The organism is Brachybacterium tyrofermentans (assembly GCF_039526165.1).
Lineage (GTDB): Bacteria > Actinomycetota > Actinomycetes > Actinomycetales > Dermabacteraceae > Brachybacterium > Brachybacterium tyrofermentans.
This window is the reverse complement of sequence record NZ_BAAAIR010000045.1, coordinates 49,825-74,853: the sequence shown is the minus strand read 5'-3', so window position 1 is coordinate 74,853 and position 25,029 is coordinate 49,825. Positions and strand designations below refer to the sequence as shown.

Sequence of the window (25,029 nt, the reverse complement as noted above, 5' to 3'; positions counted from 1 at the left end):
CTGCAGTGGAAGGACATTCCTCATGACTGACGCGAAGACCCCCTCGACCGATCCCGAGCAGATCGCCCAGACCACGCGCTACACGAGCTACACGGTGTTCCGCCGGATCTCCGGCCTCACCGAGGACGGCGAGGTCACCACCGAGCAGATCACCGCCGCGCTCGGCGAGGTCACGTCGCTCATCGAGACCGCCTCCGACGGCGACGTCGAGATCCTGGGCTTCTACGACGTCTCCGGCTTCCGCGCCGAGGACGACCTCATGCTGTGGCTCGCGGCCGACAGGCCCGAGGCGCTGCAGGCCGCGCTGCGCGAGTTCGAGAACTCCCTGCCCGGCACCTGGCTGAACCGCGAGTGGGCCTCCGTCGGTGTGCACCGCATGGCCGAGTTCGCCCGCGGCCACGTGCCCTCGTTCATGGTCCCGGAGTTCTCGCGCAAGCAGTGGATCACCGTGTACCCCTTCGTGCGCAGCTACGACTGGTACCTGCTGCCCGACGACGAACGCAACCGCATGCTGCGCGAGCACGGAATGCTGGGCCGCGAGTACCCGCAGGTCAACGCCAACACCGTGGCCGCCTTCGCGCTCGGTGACTACGAGTGGCTGCTCTCCTTCGAGGCGGACGACCTCCACGACCTCGTCGACATGATGCGTCACCTGCGCTACTCCGATGCGCGCCTGCACGTGCGCGACGAGCTGCCCTTCCACACCGGCCGCCGCCTCGACTCCCTCGCGGACGTCGCCGCCCTGCTCGCCTGACTCGCCTGACACCCCACTTCTTGCGAAGGAACCTTCCGTGACTGACCCCACCACGTCGACGCCCCTCCCCCGCACCGTCGACCCTGCCTCTGCGACCCACACCCGTCGCGGAGAGTCCAAGCCCTTCGACGCGATCCTGTTCTCGTCGTTCGGCGGGCCCGACGGCCAGGAGGACGTGATCCCCTTCCTGCGCAACGTCACCCGCGGGCGCGGCATCCCGGACGAGCGCCTCGAGGAGGTCGCGGGCCACTACCGCGCCCTCGGCGGCCGCAGCCCGATCACCGAGCAGAACGAGGCGCTGATCGCCGCTCTCGAGCAGGAGCTCGCGGGCCGCGGCATCGACCTCCCGATCTACTTCGGCAACCGCAACTGGGCGCCCTACAACGCCGACGCGGTGCGCGCGCTGCATGCCGATGGCCACCGCCACGCCCTCGGCCTGGTGACCAGCGCCTACTCCTCGTACTCCTCGTGCCGCCAGTACCGGGAGGACTTCGGGATGGTCCTCGAGGAGACCGGCCTGGTCGACGAGGTGAGCATCGACAAGGTCCGCGTGTACTTCAACCATCCGGGCTTCCTCGAGCCCGTGGTCGACGGGCTCGGCCGCGCGCTGGCGAGCCTCGCCTCCGCCGGGCACGACGCCGAGCGGGTCGCGGTGCTGTTCTCCACCCACTCGGTGCCGACCTCGATGGCCGATGCGTCCGGCCCGGAGGAGACCCGCGTCGAGGGCTCCGGCGGCTGGTACGTCGAGCAGCATCTCGCGGCCTGCCGCTGGGTCATGGACCAGCTGCACGACGATTCGCCGGAGCTTCCCGACTGGCAGCTGGTCTATCAGTCCCGCTCCGGCGCCCCGCACATCCCGTGGCTCGAGCCCGACGTCAACGACGTGATCGCGCAGCTCGCCGAGGAGGATGCGGCCGACGCCGTGGTGGTGGTCCCGATCGGCTTCGTCACCGACCACGTCGAGGTCGTGTGGGACCTGGACACCGAGGCCAAGGAGACCGCCGAGGAGAAGGGGCTCGCCTTCCGACGGGTCGCGACCTCCGGCGAGGATCCCCGCTTCATCGCCGCCCTGGCGGATCTGGTCCAGGAGCGGCTGGATGCGCAGTTCCCGCGCCGCGTGGTGACCGACTTCGGGGGCACGCCGGACGTGTGCGGCGCGAACTGCTGCGTGGGCCGGATGTGCCGCCCCACCACGAGCGCCGTGGATTCGGCCGACGACGTGGCCCGCGCCCGGTCGGAGGCCGCCGCCGGAGCTGCCGCGGCAGCGGGAGCCTCCTCATGACGGCCACGCTCCCCCCTCTGACCATCGGCACCCGCGCCTCGCAGCTCGCCCTGACCCAGTCCGGCCAGGTCGGCTCGGCGATCGTGGAGGGGACCGGTCGCGAGGTGGAGCTCGTGCACGTGAGCACCCATGGCGACCGCGACCGCGTCAGCCCGCTCGCTCAGATCGGCGGCACCGGCGTGTTCGTCACCGCCGTGCGCCAGGCGCTGCTGGACGGCACCGTCGACGTGGTCGTGCACTCCTGCAAGGACCTGCCCACGCAACCGCTCGAGGAGATCACCCTGGCCTCGATCCCGGTGCGGGAGGATCCGCGCGATGCGCTGTGCGCGCGCGACGGGATGACGATGGATCAGCTGCCCGAGGGCGCCCGGGTGGGCACCGGCTCGCCGCGTCGTGCCGCGCAGCTGCTGCGCGCACGCCCTGACCTGGACGTGGTGGGGATCCGCGGGAACATCGAGACCCGTCTGGCCCGGGCGCTCGGGGACGAGGCGGATCTCGACGCCGTGGTGCTCGCCGCCGCCGGTCTGCAGCGAGTGGGCCGGGGCGCCGTGATCAGCGAGCTGCTGAGCGTGGAGATCATGCTGCCGGCGCCCGCCCAGGGCGCGCTGGCGGTGGAGGTCACCACAGCGGCCCTGCACGGTGAGACCGCGGAGACCGCAGAGACTGCGGAGACCTCGCCGGCCTGGTTCGCCGCGCGGCTGGCAGCCGTCGACGATCCCGCCACCCGCGCGGCGGTCACCGCGGAGCGGGCGCTGCTGCGCACGCTCGAGGCGGGCTGCTCCGCCCCGGTCGCCGCGTATGCGGAGATCGCGGACGGCGAGCTCGCGCTGCGCGCATTGGCGATCCGGCCCGACGGCAGCCACGTCGTCGAGGGCACCGCGCGAGTCGGCTTCGACCTCGTCGAGGACGATGCCTCGGGCACCGCCTCGATCCCCTTCCTGCTGGGCGCGGAGCTCGCCGCGGATCTGATCGAGCGCGGCGCCGGGGAGATCCTCGAGGCGGCGAAGGCCTGATGAGCGAGGGCCCAGGCCACGTCGGCCCGTCCCGTCCGGTCCTGGTCACGCGGCCTGCCGGCCGTGGGGACGGTCTGGTGACCCTGCTCGCGCAGCATGGGGTGGTCGTCGAGCACCGGCCTCTGACCCGTCTCCTCCCCGTGAGAGGGCCGGAGGTCGATCTCGCCCGCGAGCGCCTCGCAGCCGGGCAGTACTCGCACCTGGTCCTCACCTCCCGCACCGCGGTGGAGGCCTTCTGCCTCGCAGAATCTCCCTCGGCAGACTCGGCCGGATCAACCGGATCAACCGGATCAACCGGATCGCCCGGTGCGCCCGCGCTCCCCGCCTCCCTCGGCGTTCCCCCGCACACGCAGGTGGTCGCCGTGGGCGAGGGCACCGCGGCAGCGCTGGCAGCGATCGGGATCCGGGCCGACGTCGTCGCCGCCGGCTCCGGCGCTGCCCTCGTGGAGGCGATGCCGGTCGCGAGCTCGACCCCGACGTCCCGGGTGCTGTTCCCTGCCTCCGGCGCCGCCTCGCCCACCGTGCCCGAGGGGCTGCGGTCGAAGGGCTATCGCGTCGACCAGGTGACCGTGTACCGGCCCGAGCCCGTCGATCTCCCGGAGGCCTCCGCGCAGGCGCTGCGCACCGGCGGTTACAGCGCGATGGTGCTGACCAGTCCCATGATTGCGCGCCGTGCGGCGGCGATCGGGATCCACCCCTCCACCGCGATCCTCACGATCGGCGACCCGACCAGCGAGGCGGTGCGTGAGGCCGGCCTGAGGGTCACCCTCCAGGCCGAGGAGCCGACCGACGCAGCCCTCGCCGCCGTCGTCGTGCGAGCGCTCGACCTCGGCCCCTGACCGCCGCTCCTCTTCCCGGATCCCCCGCCCGCTCTTCCACCCGTCCCCTCCATCCGCAAGGAGCCACCCCATGACCCTCCCCGTCGACCGACCCCGCCGCCTGCGCTCGAGCGCCGCCATGCGCTCCCTGGTGCGGGAGAACACCCTGCGCCCGGCGGATCTCGTGCTGCCGATGTTCGTGCGCGAGGGGGCGAACGAGAACAAGCCCGTGAGCTCCATGCCCGGCGTCGTCCAGCACACGATGGATTCCCTGGTGCGCGCGTCGACCGAGGCCGCCGAGCGCGGCGTCGGCGGCGTGATGCTGTTCGGCGTGCCCGAGCACAAGGACGCCGTGGGCTCCGGGGCGACCGACCCCGACGGGATCCTCAACCGGGCTCTGGCGCGCCTGCGCTCCGAGCTGGGCGACGAGACCGTGATCATGGCCGATCTGTGCCTGGACGAGTTCACCGACCACGGGCACTGCGGCGTGCTCGACGCCGACGGCCGCGTGGACAACGACGCCACCCTGCTGCGCTACCGCGAGATGGCCCTCGCCCAGGCCGAGGCCGGCGCCCACCTGCTGGGCCCCTCGGGGATGATGGACGGCCAGATCGCGGCGATCCGTGAGGAGCTCGATGCGGCGGGGCATCTGGAGACCGCGATCTACGCCTACACCGCGAAGTACGCGTCGGCCTTCTACGGACCGTTCCGCGAGGCCGTCGACTCCTCCCTGCAGGGCGATCGGCGCACGTACCAGCAGGATCCGGCGAACGGCCGCGAGGCGCTGCGCGAGCTGGAGCTCGACCTCGCCGAAGGTGCCGATCTGGTGATGGTCAAGCCCGGGCTGCCGTATCTCGACGTGCTGCGCGAGGTCGCCCAGATCTCGCCGGTCCCCGTCGGCGCCTACCAGGTCTCCGGCGAGTACGCGATGATCGAGGCGGCCGCGGCCAACGGCTGGATCGACCGGGACCGCATGATCCTCGAGTCGCTGCTGGCGTTCCGCCGTGCCGGGGCCTCGACCGTGCTGACCTACTACGCGAGCGAGGTCGCCCAGTGGTACCGCGACGGGCTGCCCGCCCACCTGCGCGAGTTCCGCTGAGGCCAGGCACCCCGACCGGCTCACCCAGTCCACCCACCTCCCGCGACCCCTCCAGGAGACCTCCCATGACCAGTGCATCCTCCGCCGACCTCTTCACCCGCGCCCAGAAGGTGATTCCGTCCGGGGTCAACTCCCCTGTGCGCGCCTTCGGATCCGTGGGCGGCACCCCGCCGTTCCTGACCTCCGCGAAGGGCGCCCTGCTGCAGGACGCGGACGGCCGCGAGTACGTGGACCTGGTGGGGTCCTGGGGGCCGATGATCCTGGGCCATGCCCATGAGGGCGTCGTCGAGGCGGTGCGCGAGGCCGCCGGTCGCGGACTCTCCTTCGGGGCGCCGCAGCCCGGCGAGGTGACACTCGCCGAGGAGGTCATCTCCCGCATCGCCCCCGTCGAGCAGCTGCGCCTGGTCAACTCCGGGACCGAGGCGACGATGAGCGCGCTGCGCGTGGCCCGGGCGGCGACGAGCCGCGACGTGATCGTGAAGTTCGCCGGCTGCTACCACGGCCACGTCGACGCCCTGCTCGCCGAGGCGGGCAGCGGGGTCGCGACCTTCGCGATGCCGGGCTCCGCCGGCGTGACGGCGTCGACCGCCCGGGACACCGTGGTGCTGCCCTACGGAGATCGGGAGGCCGTGACGGCGCTGTTCGCCGAGCGCGGCTCCGAGATCGCCGCGATCATCACCGAGGCGGCGCCCGCGAACATGGGCGTGGTCACGCCGCCTGAGGCCGACGGCATCGGCTTCAACCGCTTCCTGTCGCAGACCGCGCACGCGAACGGCGCACTCCTGATCAGCGACGAGGTGCTCACCGGGTTCCGGGCGAGCCGTGAGGGCTACTACGGGGTCGACGGCCCCACCGGGGTCGCTGGGGCGGATGATGCCTGGGCGCCGGACCTCATGACCTTCGGCAAGGTCATCGGCGGCGGGCTGCCCGTCGGCGCCTTCGGCGGCCGGAAGGACCTCATGGGGCTGCTGGCACCGGCCGGTCCGGTGTACCAGGCGGGAACCCTGTCCGGGAACCCGCTCGCCACGGCGGCGGGTCTGGCGACCTTCGCGGGCCTGGACGAGGCGGCCTACGAGACTCTCGGGGCGGCGTCGAGCACGCTGCAGCAGCTGGTGGCCGACGCTCTCACCACGGCCGGGGTCCCCCACGTCATCCAGAGTGCCGGGACCCTGTTCTCGGTGTTCTTCCGCGAGGATCCGGTGACGGGTTATGCGGACGCGAAGGCGCAGGACACCGCGGCCTTCACCCGGTTCTTCCACGCGATGCTCGAGGCAGGGGTCTACCTGCCTCCGTCGGCCTTCGAGGCATGGTTCGTCTCCACAGCGCACACGCCGGAGGTGCTCGATCGCATCGCCGCTGCGCTGCCGGGAGCGGCGAAGGCTGCCGCCTCGGCGTGAGCTGACCGCGGCGTGAGCTGACCGCGCGCCCTCAGGTGAGGGCCCGGGGTCTGGGCACCGGGAGTCGGTGCCCAGACTCAGGGACTCAGGGACTCAGGGACTCAGGGACTCAGTGCCGCATGCCCGAGCTCATCAGGCGTTGCCCGGGGCGACGCTCCGGACGGTCGCTCGGATCACGGCGCGAACTGCGATCACGACGAGAGCGATCAGTGCGAGCAGGCTGACGAGGTGGAGGACCCCGGCCCACGGCGAATGGTCGGCTCCGCCGATCCCGAACGTGTCGGCCAGAGTCATCCCGGCGGGGAACGACGCCACGAAGTACGCCGGTGTGCCGAGCATGAGCAGCCCGAGCATCGCCACCAGCATGCCTGTGGTGGGGATCCGTCCGCGCCACCCGATGATCGTGATGAGCACGGCGATCAGGGGACCCAGCGCCAGGACGACGATCATCAGACCCCACCCCATGGTGTCGGCGGTGTTCCCCACCGCCGCGCTGATCTCTCGCAGCGAGCTGCCCGGCACCGCCGCGAGCGGGTTCAGCACCTGGATCTGAAGGGCTGCGAAGACGGCATAGGCGAGAACCAGCGCCGTGCCCCCGACCCCGATCCATCGAGAAGCCGGATTCGCCCTGGTTCTGATGCTCGGTGAGGCGGCGGCCGAGGCGTAATACGTGGTCATGACGAGATCCTGACACCAGGGGCCCCCACGGCGAGGGAGAAGTTGTGGAGGTCTCGGGGGCGTCCTGGGCATCGGTGCGCGCGGGCCTGGCTCGGGGCGGAGTTCCCGGCCCCGAGGAGACCGCTCCCGCAGATCAGACAGACTCCCGCCCTTCATCCTGGGTGGACCCTCGTCCTCTGCCCTGCGTGGGCCCTCGTCCTCGGGAACTGCGCCGAGGTACGCGACGGCGCTTGCTCACCCGGGTCCTTGTCCTGGTGTCCCCTCGGCGGCGAGATGCACGGATCTGACGCACTCGGCGATAACGGCGAGGGCCGCCGGCCGGTGCCTCCCTGTCGGACGGAGTCGACCTGTTGGATGCGGGCGACTTGGTGGACGCGGTTGACCTGTTGGTTGCGGTCGACTCATCGGGTGGAGTCGATGTGTCGGATGCTCGGGACGAGTCCTGCCCTCCCGACGCCATCGGTGGACTCACGGCCTCCTCGGACGGACCGAGCGGCTCTGGCGTGGTGGTGCGGGTGACGCCGTTGACGCTGGTCCACGTGACGCTGTGCCCCTGGGTCTCCGGAGCATCGTCCCGTTCGACGCTGCGCGTCTGCTGCTCCTTGTCGTTGCAGAAAACACAGTCACCGTCTCCGTTGTCCAGGCAGGTGTGACCGCCCTCGGAGTAGGGCTTGATGTGGTCCGTCTGGCGGATGGGGGCGTCGCAGAAGGGGCCGCGGCAGGTCACGTCGCGCCAGAGGATGAATCGTGCGAGCGCCGGAGGGAAGGCTCGGGCTGTGGACTCCATGGCGACGAGCTCACCGGTGGTGGGGTGCGTATAGAGGCGTCTGAGCTCGGCTCGAACAGCAGGCCCGTCCTCCCCCAGCGCCTCGTCCATCACGTTCTTCTTGCTGCTGAGCGCGGCGCGCAGCTCCTCACGGAGCGATTCGGAGGGCACCGGCCCGTATCCCTCGATATGGGCGATGTCGCCCTGGCTGGGAGTGAACAGAGCACGGTCGGTGATGATCACCCCGATGTCGAGGGTCATGGGGGCCATGCCCGTCTCGCGACCCAGGAGCGTGTCCACGAAGATATCCGCCTGGATGGCCTGGTGACCCCGGCGGTCCCCCTGGGCTCGCAGTTTCTCGGCGTCGAGCGAGAGGCGCTTGCGGATCAGTGCGGCGTCCAGGGAGGGGAGCCGCGCGGAGACGGTCGCCATACCGTGCTCGCCAGGCCGCACTGTGACGTGACGACGGGTGCGGGCATACTGATGCCGTCGCGCCTCCCCCTGTGGGTCCGCTGCCTCGATCTGCCGTGCGACCTCGCGCTTCCATCTCTTGGTGCCCGCACCGTCGAGGGCAGGAAGCCGCTTCGCGAGACCGCGATCCACCTGCTGGCGCTGCTCCGGGGACAGGGGCGCGACGGAGGCGGCTGCGCTGTGGACCTTCTCGAAGGTCACCTGCCCCGTCACGATGGCCTCGAACATCTCCGGCATGGACTCGACCATGCGTCGGCACGAACCCAGGGTGCGCCCGGCACCGGACGGGGAGCGGTGGGTGATCATCGAGATCTCCCGGGTCGCAGCGCGCTCGGCCCGCTTGTCGAGGATCGCCTCCGGGGCCATGGCTGTGATCTCCTGAGCGGCGTTCGCCGCCTCCTGCGCATGGGTCTCGCGACGAATCGATTCCGCCAGGCTCACAATGGCTCGAGCCTCGAGCGCCTCCAGGGCGGAGCGCTGTTCATGGAGCCGCCCGACGACAGCGGAGTAGTGCGCCGACAGCCGCTCCGGGCCGTCGAGAGCGAACATGGCGCCCGGTTCGAGAGCGAGCTCCGCGAGCAGATAGGACTGGTCTCCGAGCAGTTCCGCGAGAGCGACCGGGCCGCCGTGCCGCAGAACATCGAGCTGCCGGCGGGTGGGGTCCCCGTCGTCCGCGTCGACATCCTGCGAATCCGTGTTCATGCCTCTATTGTTCCGCCGGGCACCGACAAAAGAAAGAGCGGGTCACAGAATGTGGATAACCTCCATGCACCTTCTCGGCCCTGCGGATCGCTCCGCTGATTTCACCGCCCGACGACCCCCGACCCCCGACCCCCGACCCCTCAAAGCTCACTGACCGCCCCCGAGCAAGGAGCCTGCACGACATGCCTCACCACGGCACACAACATCCCAGGTCAACAGCACGCACGACATCCCTTCACACCGAGACTCGCCGCACCGCACGCCACTCATCGGCCGCCTCGATACTCCCATTGTGGATAAACCACCCCTGGGGAGGAAAGGTTGGCTATTGCCTCTCCACGACACATTTTCTGATCGCCCACCAGCACGATGTGGAAAACCACCCTGTGGGGAGGAAGGATGATTTCCGTCGAACGTCCCGAAGAACCCGGACGACGCCCCGAGTCAGCAGGAGTCGGCTCATGACAGGATGCTCGACACCGCCGCTCACGGACCTTCAGGATGGGCTTCGTCGCCGGGCGCTCGCCTCCGGACCTGGCGTCACGCTCCGTAGCTCAGCCCGGTAGAGCAGCTCCCCCATAAGGAGGCGGTCGCAGGTTCGATTCCTGCCGGAGCGTCGTCGTCACTCGACAGCCCGTCGGCGCCACCCGTCGGCGCCACCCGTCGGCATCACCCGTCGTCGCAGCCCCACGTCGTCGCCCGTCAGCCCCGCCACGTAGTCTCGGAGTCGTCTCCCGCCACTGCAGTCCCGTCGCTGCAGGAGGCCCCACCCCCGATCTCGAGGTGTCCCCCATCGCACGCCGGAATGCCACCACCAAGAAGCCTGTGCTGAGTCGACTCATCCTGCCCGACCTCGAGCCGGCGGACGCCGATCAGCTCGAGGCTCACGACAGCCACGAAGGGCTCCGGCTCGAGGGGGCGGACCTCTCCGGGCTCGACCTCACCGGCGCCACCTTCACGGAGTGCGAGCTGGTGGGCGTCACGGCGCACACGACCACGCTGACGCACGCACGGCTGATCGAGACGCGCCTGGAACGGCTGAACGCCCCGGTCCTGGACGCGACCCGCAGCACCTGGCGCGACGTCGAGCTGAGCGGGTCGCGGCTCGGCGCGCTGGACATCTACGACGCGGAGATCCGCTCCACCCGGATCGTGGGCAGCAAGTTCGACTGGATCAATCTGCGCTCCTCGACGCTCGAGGACGTGCTCTTCGAGGACTGCACGATCGACGAGCTGGACCTCGCCGGCGTCACCGCCACGCGAGTCGCCTTCGTGAACTGCCGCGCCAGCAGCGTCGCCCTCGCCCACGCCCGATTGAAGGACGTGGATCTGCGAGGGCTCGAGATGGGCGCGATCAGCAACCTCGAGGGCATGTCCGGCGCAACGCTCGACGCCCAGCAGGTCACCGAGATGGCGCCGGCGTTCGCGAGCCACCTGGGGATCCGCGTCGAAGGCTGACCACGCCCTCTCCACTCCCGAGTCCCGGACGCCGACGCTCCTCGTGCACTACGGTGCGAGAACCGCTGGCACCCTGCCGAAGGAGCATCCCGATGACCGGAATCCGCGCTCTCACCCTCGTCCTCGACGAACCGTCCTCGATCGCGAGCGCCCTGCGCGACGCGCTCGGCTGGACCATCGAATCCGATGTCGGCAGTTTCGCCTCGCTGACTGCGCCGGGCAGCATCCCGCTCTGGATCAACGCCCCGGCCCCGGGCGACGAGACGTCCCGCGGCGTCGTGATCCACATGCACTGCGACGACGTCGACGAGGCGTTCCAGCAGGCGATCGAGCGCGGCGCGCTCGCGGTGCGGGAGCCGGTCGACATGGACTTCGGCGAGCGCTCCGCCTGCGTGCAGATCCCCGCCGCCCCCGGCGTCACGATCGACTTCTCGCGCCCGCTGGGTTGATGCCCACCCCGGTCAGCAGAACGCGGGCCGAGGTGATCCCCGACCCGCGCCTGACTTGCGAGCGTACGCTCAGCCGCGCCCGCTGAGGCGCTGTTTCCGCGAGGTGATCTCGCCCGTGTTGAACCCGGCCAGGTGCAGTCCGCCGTGGAAGCGGGCGTGCTCGATCTTCACGCAGCGGTCCATCACCACGTCGAGCCCGGCGGCCTCGGCGATCGCCGCGGCCTCCTCGTTCCACGAGCCCAGCTGCAGCCACAGCGCCTTCGCGCCGACGTCCACCGCCTCCTGGGCCACGCCCGGCAGGTCGGCGTCCTTGCGGAACACGTCCACCAGGTCCGGCACCACCGGGAGGTCGGCGAGCGAGGCATAGGCCGGCTGCCCGAGGATCGTGTCGGCCCGCGGGTTGACGAAGTACACGTCGTACGGCGAGCTCGAGCGCAGGTAGGTCGCCACGAAATAGCTGGCCCGCGAGGGGTTCGCCGAGGCGCCGACGATCGCGATGCTCTTCGCCCGACGCAGGATCGCCAAGCGATCTGGGGCCGACGGACCCTGCCAGGTGCGCAACGGGGCGCCTGCCTCGGTCGCCCCGGTCTGGCCTGACGGGCCCGACGGGGCTGAGGGAACTGGCGGGACGGCGCAGGCCGAGCCCGCACCCTCCACACTGATGCCGGTCATCGTGTCTCCTCCGTCCGCTGGGTCCCTGTCGCCGTGGTGATCGCCTGGTCCAGGTCCCACAGGATGTCGTCGATGTCCTCCAGGCCGACCGAGATGCGGATCAGGTCCGCCTTGACGCCGCCTGCGGCGAGCTGCTCCGGGGAGAGCTGCTGATGGGTGGTCGAGGCGGGGTGGATCACGAGCGTGCGCGCGTCACCGATGTTCGCCAGGTGCGAGGCGAGCTGCAGGTTCGCGATGACCTCCTCGCCCGTCGCCCGGGCGGCAGCGGCTTCTTCCTCCTCGGTCCCGAACTCCCCCGTCGGCCGCACGCCGAAGGCGAAGACGGATCCCGGGCCGAGCGGCAGGTACTTCTGCGCCCGCGCATGGTGCGGATGGGACGGCAGCCCCGCCCAGGTCACGTACGAGATCCGCGGATCCTCCTCGAGCCACTGCGCGACGGCCGCGGCCCCCGCGAGGTGGGCGTCGATGCGCTGCGGGAGCGTCTCGACGCCCTGCAGCAGCTGGAAGGCGGACTGCGCGGGCAGCGATGGGCCGATGTCGCGCAGCTGCTCCGAGCGCAGCTTGGTGAGGAAGCCGTACTCGCCGAAGTTGTCCCACCACCTGATGCCGCCGTACGACACGACCGGCTCGGTCATCTGCGGGAAGTTGCCGTTGCCCCAGTCGAAGCGGCCCGATTCCACGACCACGCCGCCCAGCGTCGTGCCGTGCCCGCCGAGGAACTTCGTGGCGGAATGGATCACGATGTCGGCCCCGTGCTCGAGCGGACGCACCAGGTAGGGGGTCGCCAGCGTCGCGTCGACCACGAGCGGCACCCCGTGCTCATGGGCGAGGGCGGCGAGGCCCTCGAGGTCGGCGATCTCGCCGGAGGGGTTGCCGACCATCTCGACGTAGAGCACCTTCGTCTCCGGCCGGAACGCCGCGCGGAAGTCCTCCGGGTCCGACGAGGGCACGAAGGTGGTCTCCACGCCGAAGCGGCGCAGGGTCACGTCGAGCTGGGTGACGGTGCCGCCGTACAGCTGCGCAGAGCTCACCACGTGGTCGCCCACGCCCACGAGCGCGGCGAAGGTGATGAACTCCGCGCTCATCCCCGAAGCCGTCGCGACCGCACCGATCCCGCCCTCGAGCGAGGCGATGCGCTCCTCGAAGGCCGCCACGGTGGGGTTGCCGATGCGGGAGTAGATGTTGCCGTACTTCTGCAGGGCGAAGAGGTTCGCCGCGTCGGCCGCATCGTCGAAGACGAACGAGGTGGTCTGGTAGATCGGGACCGCTCGCGCGCCGTGCTGGGCATCGGGCGTTCCGCCCGCGTGGAGGGCCCGGGTGCGGAACCCGAAGGTGCGCTCCGGGCTCGGCGCGGAGGCAGCATCGGAACCGGGCACGGCCGATGGGGACTGCTGAGTCGTCTCGTTCACGCAGACACCCCCACCGTCGACGGGTGATCCTCGGGCAGCGTCTCGGCGGTCGCCGCGGCGGCCTCCTCGGCGCTCACGCCGGGCACCACGGGCAGCAGGTCGGTGTTCAGCTCGGTCCCCTGCGCCCGGGCGAGGTCCTTCTCCTTCTCGCGCACGATCGGCATCACGTCGCGGCCGAAGGCGGCGGTCTCCTCGGTGAAGTGGAGGTAGCAGGTCAGCAGCAGGTTCACGCCCACCTTCTTGTACTCGATGATGCGGTCCGCGATCTCCTCGGGGGTGCCTATGAGCTGCGTCTTGAAGCCGTCGTTGTACTGCACGAGGTCCTCGAAGGAGGAGTCGGCCCACATGCCCTTGCCGTCCTTGGTGGAGGCGCCGGCCTCCTGCACGGACTGCCTGAAGCCCTCGACGGCGGGACGGTGCGCCTTGGCGACGATCTCGCGCAGGGTCTCCTCCGCCTCCTTCCGGGAGTCCCGCGCGATGACGAAGCCGTTCAGGCCGAACTTCGGCGCACGACCGGCCTCCTGGGCGGATGCCAGCACGCCGGCGACGTTCTCCTGGTAGCCCTCGAGGGTGCGGCCGTTGGAGAAGTACCAGTCGGCGACGCGGCCCGCGGTGGCCTGTGCGGCGGTGGAGTTGCCGCCGAAGAAGATCTCCGGGTGCGGGCGACCGGGCACGTCGACGGGCTTGGGCGAGAGGGTGAAGTCGTCGATCGAGTAGTACGTCCCGTCCTGGGAGTAGCCGTTCTCGGTGAGCAGACCGCGCAGCGCGGAGATGAACTCCTCGGTGCGCACGTAGCGCTCGTCGTGCTCGAGCCAGGGCAGCCCGAACTTCACGAACTCGTCCTTGAGCCAGCCGGAGACGATGTTCACCGCGGCGCGACCGCCGGAGAGGTGGTCCGCGGTGATCAGCCACTTGGCGAGCACCCCGGGGTGCCACATGCCGGGGTGGAAGGCGGCGATCACCTTCAGGCGCTCGGTCGCGCCGAGCAGGGCGAGGCTGAAGGCGGAGGCCTCGTGCTGCTTGTCCGCGCCGTAGCTCGCGGCGTAGCGGGTCTGGGTCAGCGCGTACTCGAAGCCGGAGTTCTCCGCGACCTGGGCGAGGCGCGAGTTGTAGGGCAGCTGCCAGTCGGTGCGCTGCTCGATGGTGGAGACGACGAGGCCTCCGGAGACGTTCGGCACCCAGTACGCGAACTTCAGCGGCGTCTCGAAGGTCGAGGCGGGGACGGTGGTGGTCATGGGTCCTCCAGGGTCGTGGGTGGGAATCGACGTCGGGGTCCGGGTCGGAGTCTGGGTCAGGGGTGCGGAGCGACGGCCGGGTCGTCCGCGGGGAGCTCGGCGAGCACCGCGGCCACGGCGTCGACCGCCTCCGGGTTCTGCAGGGATGTGACGTCCCCCAGCGGCTGCGGGGTGCGCCCCGCACGCCGGGCGCGCTCGGCATGGACCAGCTGGGCGAGCAGGCGCCGCATGATCTTGCCGGAGCGGGTCCGCGGCAGGTCCGGCACCTCGATCACGAAGCGGGGCTTGGCGATCGGCCCGATCTCCGTGGCGACCCGGGCGCGGAGAGCTCCCGGGTCCAGAGCTGCCGTGCCCGAGGGGATCACGAACACGGCCACGGCCTGCCCGGTGAGCGGGTCCTCGACGCCGGCGGCGCCGACCTCCTGCACCGACCGGTCCGCGACCAGCGCGGATTCGATCTCGATGGTGGAGAGCCGATGTCCGGAGACGTTCACGACGTCGTCCAGGCGGCCGAGGATCCAGAAGCAGCCGTCGGCGTCGACCGTGGCGGAGTCGCCGGCGACGTAGTAGCCGCCGTGCTCGCCCCGGCCGGCGTAGTCCGCCCAGTAGGAGTCGCGGTAGCGCTCGGGGTCGCCCCACACGGTGCGCGCCATCCCGGGCCAGGGCCGACGGGCCACGAGCGTGCCGGCCACACCCGTGGGCTGCTCGGCGCCCGCCGCGTCGACGACGGCCATGTCGATGCCGGGCAGCGGCACGGTCGCCGAGCCGGGCTTGAGGGTGGTCACGCCGGGCAGGGGCACGAGCATCGAGGCGCCGGTCTCGGACTGCCACCAGGTGTCGATGATCGGCAGCACGCCGCGGCCGAAGGTGCGGTGGAACCACACCCAGGCCTCGGGGTTGATCGCCTCGCCGACGGTGCCCAGCAGGCGCAGCGAGGACAGGTCGTGCCCGGCGGGCAGCTCGTCCCCGAACCAGCTCATGAAGGTGCGGATCAGGGTGGGCGCCGTGTAGTAGACGGTGACGCCGTAGCGCTCGATGATCTCCAGGTGCCGCTCGCGGGTCGGCTCGCCGGGGGTGCCCTCGTAGATGACCTGCGTGAGCCCGTTGGAGAGCGGACCGTAGATCTCGTAGGTGTGGGCGGTGACCCAGGCGAGGTCCGCGGTGCACCAGTGGACGTCGTCGCTCGTCGCGTCGAAGTGCGCCCAGTGCGACCACGAGGTGTGCGTGAGATAGCCGCCCGCGGTGTGCACGAGGCCCTTGGGCTTCCCGGTGGTGCCGGAGGTGTAGATGATGAACAGCGGATGCTCGGCGTCGAAGCTGCGGGCCTCGTGCTGATCGCTCGCCGTGCCCACGCTCTCGTGCCACCACACGTCACGGCCCGGGGTCCAGGCGATGTCCTGGCCCGTGCGGCGCACGACGAGCACGTGCTCGAGGTCGGGCAGGTCGCGGGCGGCGTCGTCGGCCTGGGACTTCACCTCGACCGCCGTCCCGCGGCGGTACTGGCCGTCGGAGGTGACCAGGAGCTTCGCCCCGGTGTCCTGCAGGCGGAAGCGCACCGCCTCGGCGCTGAACCCGCCGAAGACCAGGGAGTGCACGGCGCCGATGCGGGCGCAGGCCAGCGCGATGACGACGGTCTCCACGAGCACCGGGAGGTACACGACCACGCGGTCGCCGGGCACGATGCCCAGATCCGTGAGGGCGTTGGCGGCCCGGCTCACGCGGCGCTGGAGGTCCTCGTAGGTGACGGACTCGCGGTCCCCTCCCTCTCCCTCGAAGTGCAGGGCGACCTTCGTGCCCCTCCCGGCACGCACGTGGCGGTCCACGCAGTTCTCGGCGACGTTCAACCGTCCGCCGACGAACCAGCGGGCGGCGGGGACGCTCAGCACGCCGGTCGCGGGATCCGTCGTCGGCGGCTCCCACTCGTGGGCGGTGTGCCAGGGCTCGGCCCACTCCAGGCGGCGCGCGGCGGCCTCCCAGAAGGCGGTGGGATCCGCCGACGCCGTGGCGTAGATGCTCGCGTCCACGTTCCATGTCCCCTCGAGCGCGGGGTCCGGCGCGAAGGCGCGGGTCTCGACCAGTCGGGTCTCGGTCGGTCGGCTCTCAGCCCGTCGAGTTGCAGTCTGTCGGTTCTCGGTGATGCTCATGTCCACCGCCTCAGCAGCTTCTTCTCGGCGATCCCCAGCAGGGCGTTGGTCAGGCTGCCCAGCAGGGCGAGCAGCACGATGGCCAGCAGGATCCGGTCCACCCGGCCGGTCTGCTGGGAGTCGTTGAGGATGAATCCCAAGCCCATCGAGGAGGCGATCAGCTCGGCGGCGACCAGGAACAGCCAGGCCTGGGCGAGCGCGAGGCGCAGCCCGGAGACGACCGAGGGCACCACGGCGGGCAGCTGGATCGTGCGGAAGAGCGACCAGCCGCGCAGGCCGAAGCAGCGCCCGGCCTCGACCAGATGGGGGTCGATGTGGCGCAGCGCGGCGGCGACGGTGGTGAACACCGGGAAGAAGGCACCGATCGCGATCAGCGTGATCTTCGATTCCTCCCCGATCTGCAGCCACAGGATCAGCAGCGGCACCCAGGCCAGCGAGGGCACCGCGCGCAGGGCGGCGAGCGTCGGGTTCAGCAGCGCGTCCCCCGCGCGGGACAGGCCCACGACGGCGGCGACGGCGAGGCCCACGACGGAGCCGGCCGCGAAACCGATCAGCACACGCTGCACGGAGATCGCGATGTGCAGTCCCAGCTCGCCGCGCCCGAGGAGCTCGGCGCCGGCCTGCACGACGGCCCACGGACCGGGCAGGCGATAGGCGGGGACCAGCTCGGCGGCGGTCGTGAGCTGCCAGGCCAGCAGGATCAGCAGGGGCAGCACGGCGCCGGCGGCGAGGCGCACGCCGGTGCGGTCCCAGACGGTGCGGGGAGCGGACGGAGCATCCGCTCCGGCCCGGCCCGTGCCCCCGCCTGCGCTCCCGCCCGTGCTCCCGTCGGCGCGACGGGCGGCGTCCAGCGCCTCGGCCTCGGCGGTCCGCCCGGCGGCGCTCGCGGCGTCGACGACGAGGGCGTCGCCGGATCCCGGCACGCTCATTGCTTCTCCACCGCGGCGGTCGCGAAGTCGGCGTGGAGGATCTCGCCGCGGGCCGTCTCCACGGCCTCGGCCCCGCCCCGGACGTCCCCGGAGTCGGAGAGCATCGGGGAGATCGCCTCGAGCACGGCGAGCTGATCCTCGCCGGGCACTCCGGAGACGTCGAGGTTCGAGCGCTCCTGGATCACGGTGGTGGCGACGGCGAGGTCGATGCTCGCCGCGTCGGCCAGCAGCTGCGCAGTCTCCTCGAGGTTCTCGAGCGCCCAGGTGCGGGCCTGCTCGTAGGCGTCCACGACCACCTGGGCGACGTCCGCGTGGTTGTCGATGAAATCCTCGGTGGCGTTGAGGAAGCCGTAGGTGTTGAAGTCGACGTTGCGATACACCAGCTGCGCACCGGACTCCTTCTCGGCGGCCGCCATGATCGGGTCCAGGCCGGACCACGCCTCGACGCTGCCGCCCTCGAGGGCGGAGCGTCCGTCGGCGTGCTGCAGGGGCTGGAGCTCCACCTCGTCGACGCTGAGGCCGGCCTCGGCGAGGGTCTGGACCAGGAAGAAGTAGGGGTCGGTGCCGGGGGTCGCGGCAACAGAGCGGCCCGCGAGATCCGCGGGGCCGGTGATGTCGCTGTCCTCGCCGACCACGAGGGCGGACCACTCGGGCTGGCTGTAGATGTCGATGACCTTGATCGGGGAGCCGTTGGCGCGCGCCAGCAGCGCGGCCGAGCCGGCCGTGGAGGCGACGTCGGCCGATCCGGAGCGCAGGAACTCGTTGGCCTTGTTGGAGCCGGCCGACTGCACCCACGTCACGGTCACGGCGCTGCCGAGAGCGTCCTCGATCAGCTTCTGGTCGCGCACCACGAGGCTGAGCGGGTTGTAGGTGGCCCAGTCGATGGTGAGGGTGCCGGTGCTCCACTCCCCCTCGCCGCCGCCTGCGCTCGCGGTGTTCTCGGACCCTTCGCCGGGCACGCAGGCGGCCAGGCCCATCCCGGCCATCGCCGAGAGGCCGAGGGCGGTGGCGGTGCGGCGGCTGATGCGAGGGGTCATGAGGAGATCTCCGTGGTGGTCTGGGCGGGCTGGATGGGCTGAGCGGGCTGAGCCGGCTGAACCGGCTGAGCGGGCTGAGCGGGTTGGGGCGAGTGGACGCCGAGACCGGCGAGCAGCTCGACGCGGAGCTCGGCCAGGGAACGGTCGGCGCGATCACGGGGGCGGGCGCCGGGCACCTCGAGGGTGCGGGCGATCGAGTCGGCGGCGGGGTCCTCGAGAAGCGAGCGCAGCAGCAGCACCCGGTCGGCCAGGTAGAGGGCCTCCTCGACGTCGTGGGTGACGACGAGGACGGTGGTGGGCTCGGCGGCGTGGATCTCGAGCAGCAGGTCCTGCATGCGCAGGCGGGTCAGCGCGTCGAGCGCCCCGAAGGGTTCATCGAGCAGGAGCACCTCGGGGCTGCGGGCGAGGGCCCGGGCCAGGGAGGCGCGCTGGGCCATGCCGCCGGAGACCTCGCGGGGACGCTGGGTCGCGGCGTGCTCGAGGCCCACGAGCTGGAGGAGCTCGCGCACGCGCTCGCGTCCTTCGCGCCGTCCGGTGCCGCGAGGCAGGCCGAGGGCGACGTTGTGCTCGAGGGTGCGCCAGGGCAGCAGGCGCGGCTCCTGGAAGGCGACGGCGGTGCGGGGATCGGTGCCGCGGATCGCCGTGCCGCCGATGCGGATCAGGCCCTCGGTGGGGGAATCCAGGCCGGCGACCAGGCGCAGCAGGGTCGACTTCCCGCAGCCCGAGGGACCCACCACGGCGAGGATCTCCCCGCTGGGCAGATCGAGGTCCAGACCGCGCAGCACGTCGCGGGCCCCTTGCGCGGACGGGAACGAACGGGCGATCGACTCGAGCCGCACCCCGCTGCGGGGCGTCGATGAACTCCCGTGACGTTCCGGGAGGCCGGAGCGCGCGACGGGTGCGGAGTCGACATGCACGGTGCTGGTCATGCCTCGCATCATGGTGGCGGACACGCCGACGATGCCAGCGCGGCGTCATAAGACGAAACATTCAGGACGGGTAGCCCCGCTATGCACCGTCACCCTGGTTCACGGACGAGACCTGGGACACAGCCCTCGCCGAGGGCACAGTTCTCGATCCGGACTCGGCCCACGCTCCGGACGATCCAGGCTGTACGCCGCACGTCGCACGACGCATAGCGCCCGATGCGGGTCGAGTGTGACGTGCAGGGCGAGGCGTGTGGCGCGGGCCATGCTCCACTTCCATATCGCGCCATGTTCCGGCCACCTCGCGGGCCCGCGGGTCAATAGACGACAAATCCCGCGACCCGTCTCGTTCAAACCCCTCGATTCGGACGCGGTCCGCTCCTAGCGTTGAGGCCTCATCCCCCGGACGCCCCGGCTGTGGGCACCGATCATTCGGGCACAGGCTCCCCGGGCACCATCGTCCGTCAGGACAGCACCGCTCCACCGAGCACCGCGTCGCGGGATGCGACAGACCACCAGCAGCACGCGAGAAGGATCAGACCCATGACGCACCAGAACACGCACCGCGCCCTCGGCCGCGCCGTCACGCCCCTCACCGCCAGCCGCCGCGCAGCTCACGTCTTCGGCGGAAGCGCCGTCCTCGGCACTGTCCTCGTCGGCACCGCCTTCGCCGGCGGCACCGCCGCGATGGCCAACGACGAGGCCCTCATGGGCTCCGACCAGCCCGCCACCACCCAGTCCGCGCCTGAGCAGACCGCGTCCGAGCAGTCCATCGAGACCCAGCCGGCCTCCGCCGAGACCTCCTCGCAGTCCTCCTCGGAGACGCTGCGCCAGGGCGATTCCGGCGCCGGCGTCGAGGAGCTGCAGGATGCGCTGAACGCGCAGGGCGCGGATCTTCCCGAGACGGGCTACTTCGGCTCCATGACCGCTGACGCGGTCGTCGAGTTCCAGGCCGCGAACGGCCTCCAGGTCGACGGCGTGGTGGGTGCGGACACCCACAGCGCGCTCGGCGGCGGCTCGGCAGAGTCCGCTCCGGCCGAGGCCACCCAGGCCAGCGCCCCCTCCGCGGGCGCCTCCGCGGTCCCGGCGAGCGCCAGCTCCGCGAGCGGCGACTCGATCATCGACGCCGCCCGCTCCGCCATCGGCACCCCGTACTCCTGGGGCGGCACCTCGCTGAGCGGCATGGACTGCTCCGGCCTGGTCGCCTACGCCTACGAGGCGGCCGGCATCGACGCGCCGCGCACCAGCAGCCAGCTCGCCAGCCAGGGCCGCAGCATCTCGCAGTCCGAGGCCCAGCCCGGCGACCTCGTGATCTGGCCCGGCCACGTCGCGATCTACGCGGGCGACGGCCAGATCATCGACGCCTCCGGCTCCCAGCAGGAGGTCGTCGAGCGCGGGATCTGGGGCAACCCGACCGGGTTCGTCACCTACCGCTGATCCGCCCCTGCGGCCTCAGCGCCGACAGATCGAGGCCCGGTCCCGCAGCATGCGGGGCCGGGCCTTCGTCATGCCCGCCCGACCGACGGAGCCGTGGCTGAGCTCTGCAGAAAACAATCGACCAACGACCAACGACCGACGACCGACGACGAGAAGCGATCTGCGATCAGCGGCGCAGACGGTGCTCCAGGGACGCCTTCACGCCGGTCCACTCGTCGGCGAGGATCGAGTAGACGACCGTGTGGCGGATCGTGCCATCGGGCATGATCCGGTGCGCACGCAGGATGCCGTCCTGCTGCGCGCCGAGGCGCTCGACGGCGCGGCGCGAGGTGATGTTCAGGTGATGCACCCGAAACTCGACACCGAGGCAGCCGAGCTCCTCGAAAGCATGGGTGAGCAGGGCAAGCTTCGTCGCCGCGTTCAGCCCCGTGCCATGGGTCGAGCCGGCCATATAGGTGGTGCCGAGCTCGAGGCGACGGTCCCGGAGCGAGATGTTCAGGAAGGTCGTGTGGCCGACGACCCGCCCGCCGTCACGCTCGAGCACGGCCCACGAGACCGTGCTGCCCGCCTCGTCGGAGGCGCACTGGGCGGCGACGCGCTCGGCGACCTGCTCCGGCGCCGGCACATGGGGCGCATAGGAGATCCGCCAGATCTCCCCGTCGGCCACCACGGCCCGGAGCCCCTCGACGTGCTGGGGGCCGAGGGGCTCGAGGCGCACACGCTCGTTCTCCAGGACGACGGGCTGCGGCCGGTCCATCGCAGAGGTCGGGACCGACGCCGTCGCCGTGAGCGCGGCGGCGCGGCCCGCGGGCGCTGGAGCAGCGGGCGGTGTGCCCGCCGGGGTGGTGGGGGTTGCGCTCATCGGTGCTTCTCGATCGCCATCTCGTAGTAGTGCAGGAGATCGTCGGAGGCGTTCTCCCAGGAGAACTGCTCCGCCTCGGCGCGCGCGGCCGTGCGGATCCGTGCCCGCAGGGCGGAGTCGGCGAGGCGGTCCAGCGCGGCATCCAGCGTCGCCTCGTCGCCCGAGTCGAAGAGCAGCCCGTTCTCCCCGTCGGTGACCTGCTCCATCGTCGGCCCCGAGCGGGCGGCGACCACCGGGAGCCCGGAGGCCATCCCCTCGAGGATCACCAGCCCGAGGGTCTCGGTGACGGAGGGGAACACGAAGGCGTCGGCGCTCGCGAAGGCGCTCGCGAGCTCCTCCCCCTCCATGAAGCCGGGGAACAGGGTCGCCGTCCCCGCGAACAGCGTCTCGAGCTCATGGCGGTACGGTCCGTCGCCCACGATCGCGAGCGCCACGTCATCGCGCCTCTCCATCATCGAGCGCAGCCGGTGGATCTCCTTCTCCGCCGCGAGCCGGCCCACGAAGACCAGCAGCTTCTTCTCCGGATGGCCCTGGGAGAGGCGCTCGCGCATCCCCGCGCTCGCGTACCGGGGATCGAAGGTCTGCGTGTCCACGCCGCGGCGCACCACATGCAGGTTCTCGATCCCCTTCTCCGCCAGCTCGGCCTTCATCGACTCCGAGGTCGCGAGATTGATGTCGGCCAGCGCGTGGTTGCGCTTGATCTGCCACCACACCGGACGCTTGCCCCAGCGGTAGGCCCGGTAGAGGTCCAGGTAGCGCGGGATGTGCGTGTGATAGCTCGCCACCAGCGGGATCCGTTGCCGCTTGGCGGCATAGGCCCCGGAGGAGGCCAGCAGGATCGGCTGGGCGGCGTGGACGACATCCGGATGGAACCCGCGGATGATGCCGTCCACCGTGGGGTTGGGGAGGGTGAAGCGCCGGTGCTTGTAGAACGGCAGCGTCACCGGCTTGATGCCCACCACCCGGGCGCCGTGGTGCTCGGTGACACCCAGCTCCGGGGCGATCACCATGACCTCGTGGCCCAGGTCGGTGAACCGCTCGACGGCGTGGCGCAGACGTGTCACCACGCCGTCGACGGACGGCAGGAACGTCTCCGTGACGATCGCGATCTTCACGGAAGGATGCTCACTTCCAGGTCACGGTGGGCATGACCAGCTCGCGCTTGACGCGGTCGGTGTTGTTCATCGCGACCCTGAGGACCTCGGTGAGGTGCTCCTCGGTCAGCAGGTGCGGCTCCAGGCCCAGCGAGAGCAGGTTGGTGTTGACCGCGTTGTAGTAGTGGTCGTACTTCTCCACGCGCGGGTTCTCCGTGGTGGACAGCGAGACCTCGTTGCCGAGATCCGCGGCCACCTTCTGCACCTTCTCCGCCAGCTCCTTGACCGAGAACTGCTCGGTGAACTGGTTGTACACGCGGAACTCGCCGCGGTCGGCGGGATTCTCGCAGGCGATCTCGATGCAGCGAACCGTGTCCTGGATGTCCAGGTAGCCGCGGGTCTGGGAGCCGTTGCCGTAGACCGTGAGGTCGTGACCGATGGCCGCCTGGACGATGAAGCGGTTCAGCGCGGTGCCGAACACCGCGTCGTAGTCGAAACGGTTGACCAGACGCGGGTCCAGGCGGGTCTCGGCGGTCTCCAGGCCGTAGACCACGCCCTGGTTCAGATCGGTGGCGCGGATGCCCCAGATCTTGCAGGCGAACATGATGTTGTCGCTGTCGTGCACCTTGGTGAGGTGGTAGAACGAACCGGGCTGCTTGGGGAAGGGCAGGCGGTCCTTGCGACCCTTGTGCTCGACCTCGATCCAGCCCTCCTCGATGTCGATGTTCGGCTGGCCGTACTCGCCCATCGTGCCGAGCTTGACGAGGTGGCAGTCCGGCGCGAAGTCCTTGATCGCCCACAGCACGTTGAGGGTGCCCTCGACGTTGTTGCGGTGGTTCTCGATCGCGTGCTCGCGGTCGATCATCGAGTAGGGCGCGCTGCGGTGCTCGGCGAAGTGCACGAACGAATCCGGCTGGATCTCCTGGAAGATCGCGGCGACCGCGTCGTAGTCCGTGAGGTCCGCGATCTTCACGGCGATGTCCTTGCCGGAGACCTCCTTCCAGACCGCCACCCGCTCCTCCAGCTCGAGGATCGGGGTCACCGAGTTGGAGCCCAGCTCCACATCGATGTCCCGACGCACGAGGTTGTCCACGATGGTGACGTCGTGGCCCTTCTGCGAGAGGTACAGGGCCGTGGGCCAGCCACAGAATCCATCTCCACCGGCGACGACGATCTTCATCTCGTGAGTCCTCCCAAAAAGGTCCAGGTCCCGGCCGCTGCGTTCATGCTGGCGGCCGAAGTACGACAGTGCGTGTCCACTACTCTTAACGTAGTGCAGGTCGCGGGCTCCTCAAAGACGAGGAAAGCCCGCCTTAACAGCGGAGGAACGTGCCATGACGAACGCGGACGACCGGGGTGTCGAGGGTTCGTCAGTGCGTTCCGACCCGGCAGAATCCACTGTATCCCGCACGCCTGAGGCATCGATGGGCGTCCCGCCGGTTGCCGCATCTGTCGCGACGGCGGGTACTCCTTGTGCCTCGGAGGCCAGCGTCGCGATCACCTCGGAGCCTGCCGAGCAGCTCGCCCCGCGGCCCCTCCCCGACACCCGCACCCGGGTGCTCGTGATGGGCATCGTCAACCGCACCCAGGACTCCTTCTTCGACGAGGGCCGCACCTGGGGGCTCGATGCCGCGGTCCGGGCCGGGATCTCCGCCGCCGAGGCCGGGGCCGACCTCATCGACGTCGGCGGGGTGAAGTTCGCGCCCGGGGAGCCGCTGCCGGCGGCGGAGGAGATCGACCGCGTGGTCCCCGTGATCTCCGCGCTGCGCCGCGAGCTGCCCGCGCACGTGCTGCTGTCGGTGGACACCTTCCACGCCGTCGTCGCCGAGGCGAGCATCGCGGCCGGCGCGGACCTGATCAACGACACGACCGGGCTGTCGGACCCACAGATGGCCGCGACGGTCGCGCGCACCGGGGCCTCCCTCGTGATCACCCATTCGGTGGCCGCGCCCCGGCAGGCCTACCCCCGACCGCAGTACGACGACGTCGCGGAGGAGGTGCGGGAGTTCCTCGCCGCCCGCCTCGAGCGGGCCCTGGAGGCCGGGATCGACCGCGAGCGGATCGTGCTGGACCCCGGGCCCGACCTCAACAAGAGCACGCTGCAGACCCTCGAGGTGCTGCGCGACTGGTCCGAGTACACCGCGTTCGGTCTGCCCGTGCTCGCGGCCCTGTCGCGCAAGGACGTCATCGGGGAGTCGCTGGGCCTGCCCAAGGAGGAACGTCTGGAAGGCTCGCTGGCCGCCGCCGCCTGGGCCGTGCACCAGGGTGCCCGGATCCTCCGCGTCCACGACGTGCAGGCCACGGCCCGCTTCGTGCAGATGCTCGAGGTGATGGCCGGCTGGCGCGACCCCGCCGGCCCCCTCGTCCACAACACCTGAGAGCAGCTCTCTCCCTCAG

The 25,029-nt window shown here is 71.0% G+C and carries 22 protein-coding genes and 1 tRNA gene; 11 read left to right on the top strand and 12 right to left on the bottom strand.

What is annotated here, in order from left to right; genetic code table 11:
* The first annotated feature begins 22 nt into the window (after positions 1 to 22).
* The 6 genes from hemQ (at position 23) to hemL (ending at position 6,363) form a co-directional block, all read left to right on the top strand.
* Positions 23 to 754 (top strand): hydrogen peroxide-dependent heme synthase, encoded by a 732-nt coding sequence (hemQ, locus tag ABD093_RS14050; protein ID WP_343925311.1) that lies wholly within the window; start codon positions 23 to 25, stop codon positions 752 to 754.
* Positions 755 to 791: 37 nt separating this feature from the next.
* Positions 792 to 2,036 carry a ferrochelatase gene (locus ABD093_RS14045; RefSeq protein ID WP_343925309.1) on the top strand — a complete coding sequence of 415 codons (1,245 nt, stop codon included), beginning with the start codon at positions 792 to 794 and terminating at the stop codon, positions 2,034 to 2,036.
* Positions 2,033 to 3,049: a hydroxymethylbilane synthase gene (hemC, locus tag ABD093_RS14040; protein ID WP_193118275.1), complete on the top strand. Its 1,017-nt coding sequence runs from the start codon at positions 2,033 to 2,035 to the stop codon at positions 3,047 to 3,049. The genes ABD093_RS14045 and hemC overlap by 4 nt, the downstream gene beginning before the upstream one ends.
* Positions 3,049 to 3,888, top strand: coding sequence for a uroporphyrinogen-III synthase (locus tag ABD093_RS14035; protein WP_193118276.1), 840 nt, complete (start codon positions 3,049 to 3,051; stop codon positions 3,886 to 3,888). Before hemC ends, ABD093_RS14035 begins: the two co-directional genes overlap by 1 nt.
* Before the next feature lie 70 nt (positions 3,889 to 3,958).
* A complete protein-coding gene (gene hemB / locus ABD093_RS14030; protein ID WP_193118277.1) occupies positions 3,959 to 4,966 on the top strand; it encodes a porphobilinogen synthase in 1,008 nt (335 codons plus the stop codon).
* Between the two features lie 65 nt (positions 4,967 to 5,031).
* Complete coding sequence (gene hemL / locus ABD093_RS14025; protein WP_343925306.1) at positions 5,032 to 6,363, top strand: glutamate-1-semialdehyde 2,1-aminomutase; 1,332 nt, start codon at positions 5,032 to 5,034, stop codon at positions 6,361 to 6,363.
* A 132-nt stretch (positions 6,364 to 6,495) separates the two neighbouring features.
* On the opposite strand, the gene ABD093_RS14020 is transcribed toward hemL, so the two are convergent.
* Positions 6,496 to 7,041, bottom strand: a complete 546-nt coding sequence (locus tag ABD093_RS14020; RefSeq protein ID WP_193118279.1) for a hypothetical protein — start codon at positions 7,039 to 7,041, stop codon at positions 6,496 to 6,498.
* A gap of 133 nt (positions 7,042 to 7,174) precedes the next feature.
* Positions 7,175 to 8,980, bottom strand: a complete 1,806-nt coding sequence (locus ABD093_RS14015; protein WP_226850531.1) for an HNH endonuclease — start codon at positions 8,978 to 8,980, stop codon at positions 7,175 to 7,177.
* A gap of 543 nt (positions 8,981 to 9,523) precedes the next feature.
* Between ABD093_RS14015 and ABD093_RS14010 the strand changes: the two genes are divergently transcribed.
* From ABD093_RS14010 to ABD093_RS14000, 3 genes are all read left to right on the top strand, one after another.
* Positions 9,524 to 9,597, top strand: a tRNA-Met gene (locus ABD093_RS14010).
* 166 nt (positions 9,598 to 9,763) lie between these two features.
* The gene (locus ABD093_RS14005; protein ID WP_319021630.1) at positions 9,764 to 10,438 is read left to right on the top strand and encodes a pentapeptide repeat-containing protein; all 675 of its coding nucleotides are present in this window, start codon (positions 9,764 to 9,766) and stop codon (positions 10,436 to 10,438) included.
* Positions 10,439 to 10,530: 92 nt separating this feature from the next.
* Positions 10,531 to 10,887 carry a VOC family protein gene (locus tag ABD093_RS14000; RefSeq protein WP_193118406.1) on the top strand — a complete coding sequence of 119 codons (357 nt, stop codon included), beginning with the start codon at positions 10,531 to 10,533 and terminating at the stop codon, positions 10,885 to 10,887.
* A gap of 69 nt (positions 10,888 to 10,956) precedes the next feature.
* Here ABD093_RS14000 and ABD093_RS13995 read toward each other — a convergent pair whose 3' ends face one another.
* Genes ABD093_RS13995 through ABD093_RS13965 form a run of 7 tightly spaced genes read right to left on the bottom strand, consistent with a single transcriptional unit; the run spans position 10,957 to position 19,242 of the window.
* The gene (locus ABD093_RS13995) at positions 10,957 to 11,559 is read right to left on the bottom strand and encodes a CoA-binding protein (RefSeq protein WP_193118407.1); all 603 of its coding nucleotides are present in this window, start codon (positions 11,557 to 11,559) and stop codon (positions 10,957 to 10,959) included.
* Positions 11,556 to 12,935 (bottom strand): O-acetylhomoserine aminocarboxypropyltransferase/cysteine synthase family protein, encoded by a 1,380-nt coding sequence (locus tag ABD093_RS13990; RefSeq protein WP_343925341.1) that lies wholly within the window; start codon positions 12,933 to 12,935, stop codon positions 11,556 to 11,558. Before ABD093_RS13990 ends, ABD093_RS13995 begins: the two co-directional genes overlap by 4 nt.
* Before the next feature lie 29 nt (positions 12,936 to 12,964).
* Complete coding sequence (sfnG, locus tag ABD093_RS13985) at positions 12,965 to 14,203, bottom strand: dimethylsulfone monooxygenase SfnG (RefSeq protein ID WP_343925300.1); 1,239 nt, start codon at positions 14,201 to 14,203, stop codon at positions 12,965 to 12,967.
* Between the two features lie 56 nt (positions 14,204 to 14,259).
* Positions 14,260 to 16,347: an acetate--CoA ligase gene (acs, locus tag ABD093_RS13980; protein ID WP_343925298.1), complete on the bottom strand. Its 2,088-nt coding sequence runs from the start codon at positions 16,345 to 16,347 to the stop codon at positions 14,260 to 14,262.
* Positions 16,344 to 17,276, bottom strand: a complete 933-nt coding sequence (locus tag ABD093_RS13975; RefSeq protein ID WP_343925296.1) for an ABC transporter permease — start codon at positions 17,274 to 17,276, stop codon at positions 16,344 to 16,346. Before ABD093_RS13975 ends, acs begins: the two co-directional genes overlap by 4 nt.
* On the bottom strand, positions 17,273 to 18,313 hold the full coding sequence (locus ABD093_RS13970) for an aliphatic sulfonate ABC transporter substrate-binding protein (protein ID WP_343925294.1): 1,041 nt from the start codon (positions 18,311 to 18,313) through the stop codon (positions 17,273 to 17,275). Before ABD093_RS13970 ends, ABD093_RS13975 begins: the two co-directional genes overlap by 4 nt.
* Positions 18,310 to 19,242, bottom strand: coding sequence for an ABC transporter ATP-binding protein (locus tag ABD093_RS13965; protein WP_343925292.1), 933 nt, complete (start codon positions 19,240 to 19,242; stop codon positions 18,310 to 18,312). The genes ABD093_RS13970 and ABD093_RS13965 overlap by 4 nt, the downstream gene beginning before the upstream one ends.
* Before the next feature lie 540 nt (positions 19,243 to 19,782).
* On the opposite strand from ABD093_RS13965, the gene ABD093_RS13960 reads away from it, so the two are divergent.
* Positions 19,783 to 20,676: a C40 family peptidase gene (locus tag ABD093_RS13960; protein WP_193118413.1), complete on the top strand. Its 894-nt coding sequence runs from the start codon at positions 19,783 to 19,785 to the stop codon at positions 20,674 to 20,676.
* A 166-nt stretch (positions 20,677 to 20,842) separates the two neighbouring features.
* On the opposite strand, the gene ABD093_RS13955 is transcribed toward ABD093_RS13960, so the two are convergent.
* Genes ABD093_RS13955 through ABD093_RS13945 form a run of 3 tightly spaced genes read right to left on the bottom strand, consistent with a single transcriptional unit; the run spans position 20,843 to position 23,812 of the window.
* On the bottom strand, positions 20,843 to 21,538 hold the full coding sequence (locus tag ABD093_RS13955; RefSeq protein ID WP_343925290.1) for a GNAT family N-acetyltransferase: 696 nt from the start codon (positions 21,536 to 21,538) through the stop codon (positions 20,843 to 20,845).
* Complete coding sequence (locus ABD093_RS13950) at positions 21,535 to 22,653, bottom strand: glycosyltransferase family 4 protein (protein ID WP_343925288.1); 1,119 nt, start codon at positions 22,651 to 22,653, stop codon at positions 21,535 to 21,537. The genes ABD093_RS13955 and ABD093_RS13950 overlap by 4 nt, the downstream gene beginning before the upstream one ends.
* A gap of 10 nt (positions 22,654 to 22,663) precedes the next feature.
* Complete coding sequence (locus tag ABD093_RS13945) at positions 22,664 to 23,812, bottom strand: NAD-dependent epimerase/dehydratase family protein (protein WP_343925286.1); 1,149 nt, start codon at positions 23,810 to 23,812, stop codon at positions 22,664 to 22,666.
* A gap of 154 nt (positions 23,813 to 23,966) precedes the next feature.
* On the opposite strand from ABD093_RS13945, the gene folP reads away from it, so the two are divergent.
* Positions 23,967 to 25,010: a dihydropteroate synthase gene (folP, locus tag ABD093_RS13940; RefSeq protein WP_226850590.1), complete on the top strand. Its 1,044-nt coding sequence runs from the start codon at positions 23,967 to 23,969 to the stop codon at positions 25,008 to 25,010.
* The last annotated feature ends 19 nt before the right edge of the window (positions 25,011 to 25,029 follow it).

What these genes read in the sequence shown, in the direction of transcription:
- sfnG (WP_343925300.1), bottom strand. Translation starts at nt 14,203, where the DNA reads ATGACCACCACCGTCCCCGCCTCGACCTTCGAGACGCCGCTGAAGTTC.
- ABD093_RS14020 (WP_193118279.1), bottom strand. Translation starts at nt 7,041, where the DNA reads ATGACCACGTATTACGCCTCGGCCGCCGCCTCACCGAGCATCAGAACC.
- ABD093_RS14015 (WP_226850531.1), bottom strand. Translation starts at nt 8,980, where the DNA reads ATGAACACGGATTCGCAGGATGTCGACGCGGACGACGGGGACCCCACC.
- ABD093_RS13975 (WP_343925296.1), bottom strand. Translation starts at nt 17,276, where the DNA reads ATGAGCGTGCCGGGATCCGGCGACGCCCTCGTCGTCGACGCCGCGAGC.
- hemL (WP_343925306.1), top strand. Translation starts at nt 5,032, where the DNA reads ATGACCAGTGCATCCTCCGCCGACCTCTTCACCCGCGCCCAGAAGGTG.
- hemC (WP_193118275.1), top strand. Translation starts at nt 2,033, where the DNA reads ATGACGGCCACGCTCCCCCCTCTGACCATCGGCACCCGCGCCTCGCAG.
- ABD093_RS13965 (WP_343925292.1), bottom strand. Translation starts at nt 19,242, where the DNA reads ATGACCAGCACCGTGCATGTCGACTCCGCACCCGTCGCGCGCTCCGGC.
- ABD093_RS13960 (WP_193118413.1), top strand. Translation starts at nt 19,783, where the DNA reads ATGACGCACCAGAACACGCACCGCGCCCTCGGCCGCGCCGTCACGCCC.
- ABD093_RS13995 (WP_193118407.1), bottom strand. Translation starts at nt 11,559, where the DNA reads ATGACCGGCATCAGTGTGGAGGGTGCGGGCTCGGCCTGCGCCGTCCCG.
- ABD093_RS13955 (WP_343925290.1), bottom strand. Translation starts at nt 21,538, where the DNA reads ATGAGCGCAACCCCCACCACCCCGGCGGGCACACCGCCCGCTGCTCCA.
- ABD093_RS14035 (WP_193118276.1), top strand. Translation starts at nt 3,049, where the DNA reads ATGAGCGAGGGCCCAGGCCACGTCGGCCCGTCCCGTCCGGTCCTGGTC.
- folP (WP_226850590.1), top strand. Translation starts at nt 23,967, where the DNA reads ATGACGAACGCGGACGACCGGGGTGTCGAGGGTTCGTCAGTGCGTTCC.
- ABD093_RS13970 (WP_343925294.1), bottom strand. Translation starts at nt 18,313, where the DNA reads ATGACCCCTCGCATCAGCCGCCGCACCGCCACCGCCCTCGGCCTCTCG.
- acs (WP_343925298.1), bottom strand. Translation starts at nt 16,347, where the DNA reads ATGAGCATCACCGAGAACCGACAGACTGCAACTCGACGGGCTGAGAGC.
- ABD093_RS14000 (WP_193118406.1), top strand. Translation starts at nt 10,531, where the DNA reads ATGACCGGAATCCGCGCTCTCACCCTCGTCCTCGACGAACCGTCCTCG.
- hemB (WP_193118277.1), top strand. Translation starts at nt 3,959, where the DNA reads ATGACCCTCCCCGTCGACCGACCCCGCCGCCTGCGCTCGAGCGCCGCC.
- ABD093_RS13945 (WP_343925286.1), bottom strand. Translation starts at nt 23,812, where the DNA reads ATGAAGATCGTCGTCGCCGGTGGAGATGGATTCTGTGGCTGGCCCACG.
- hemQ (WP_343925311.1), top strand. Translation starts at nt 23, where the DNA reads ATGACTGACGCGAAGACCCCCTCGACCGATCCCGAGCAGATCGCCCAG.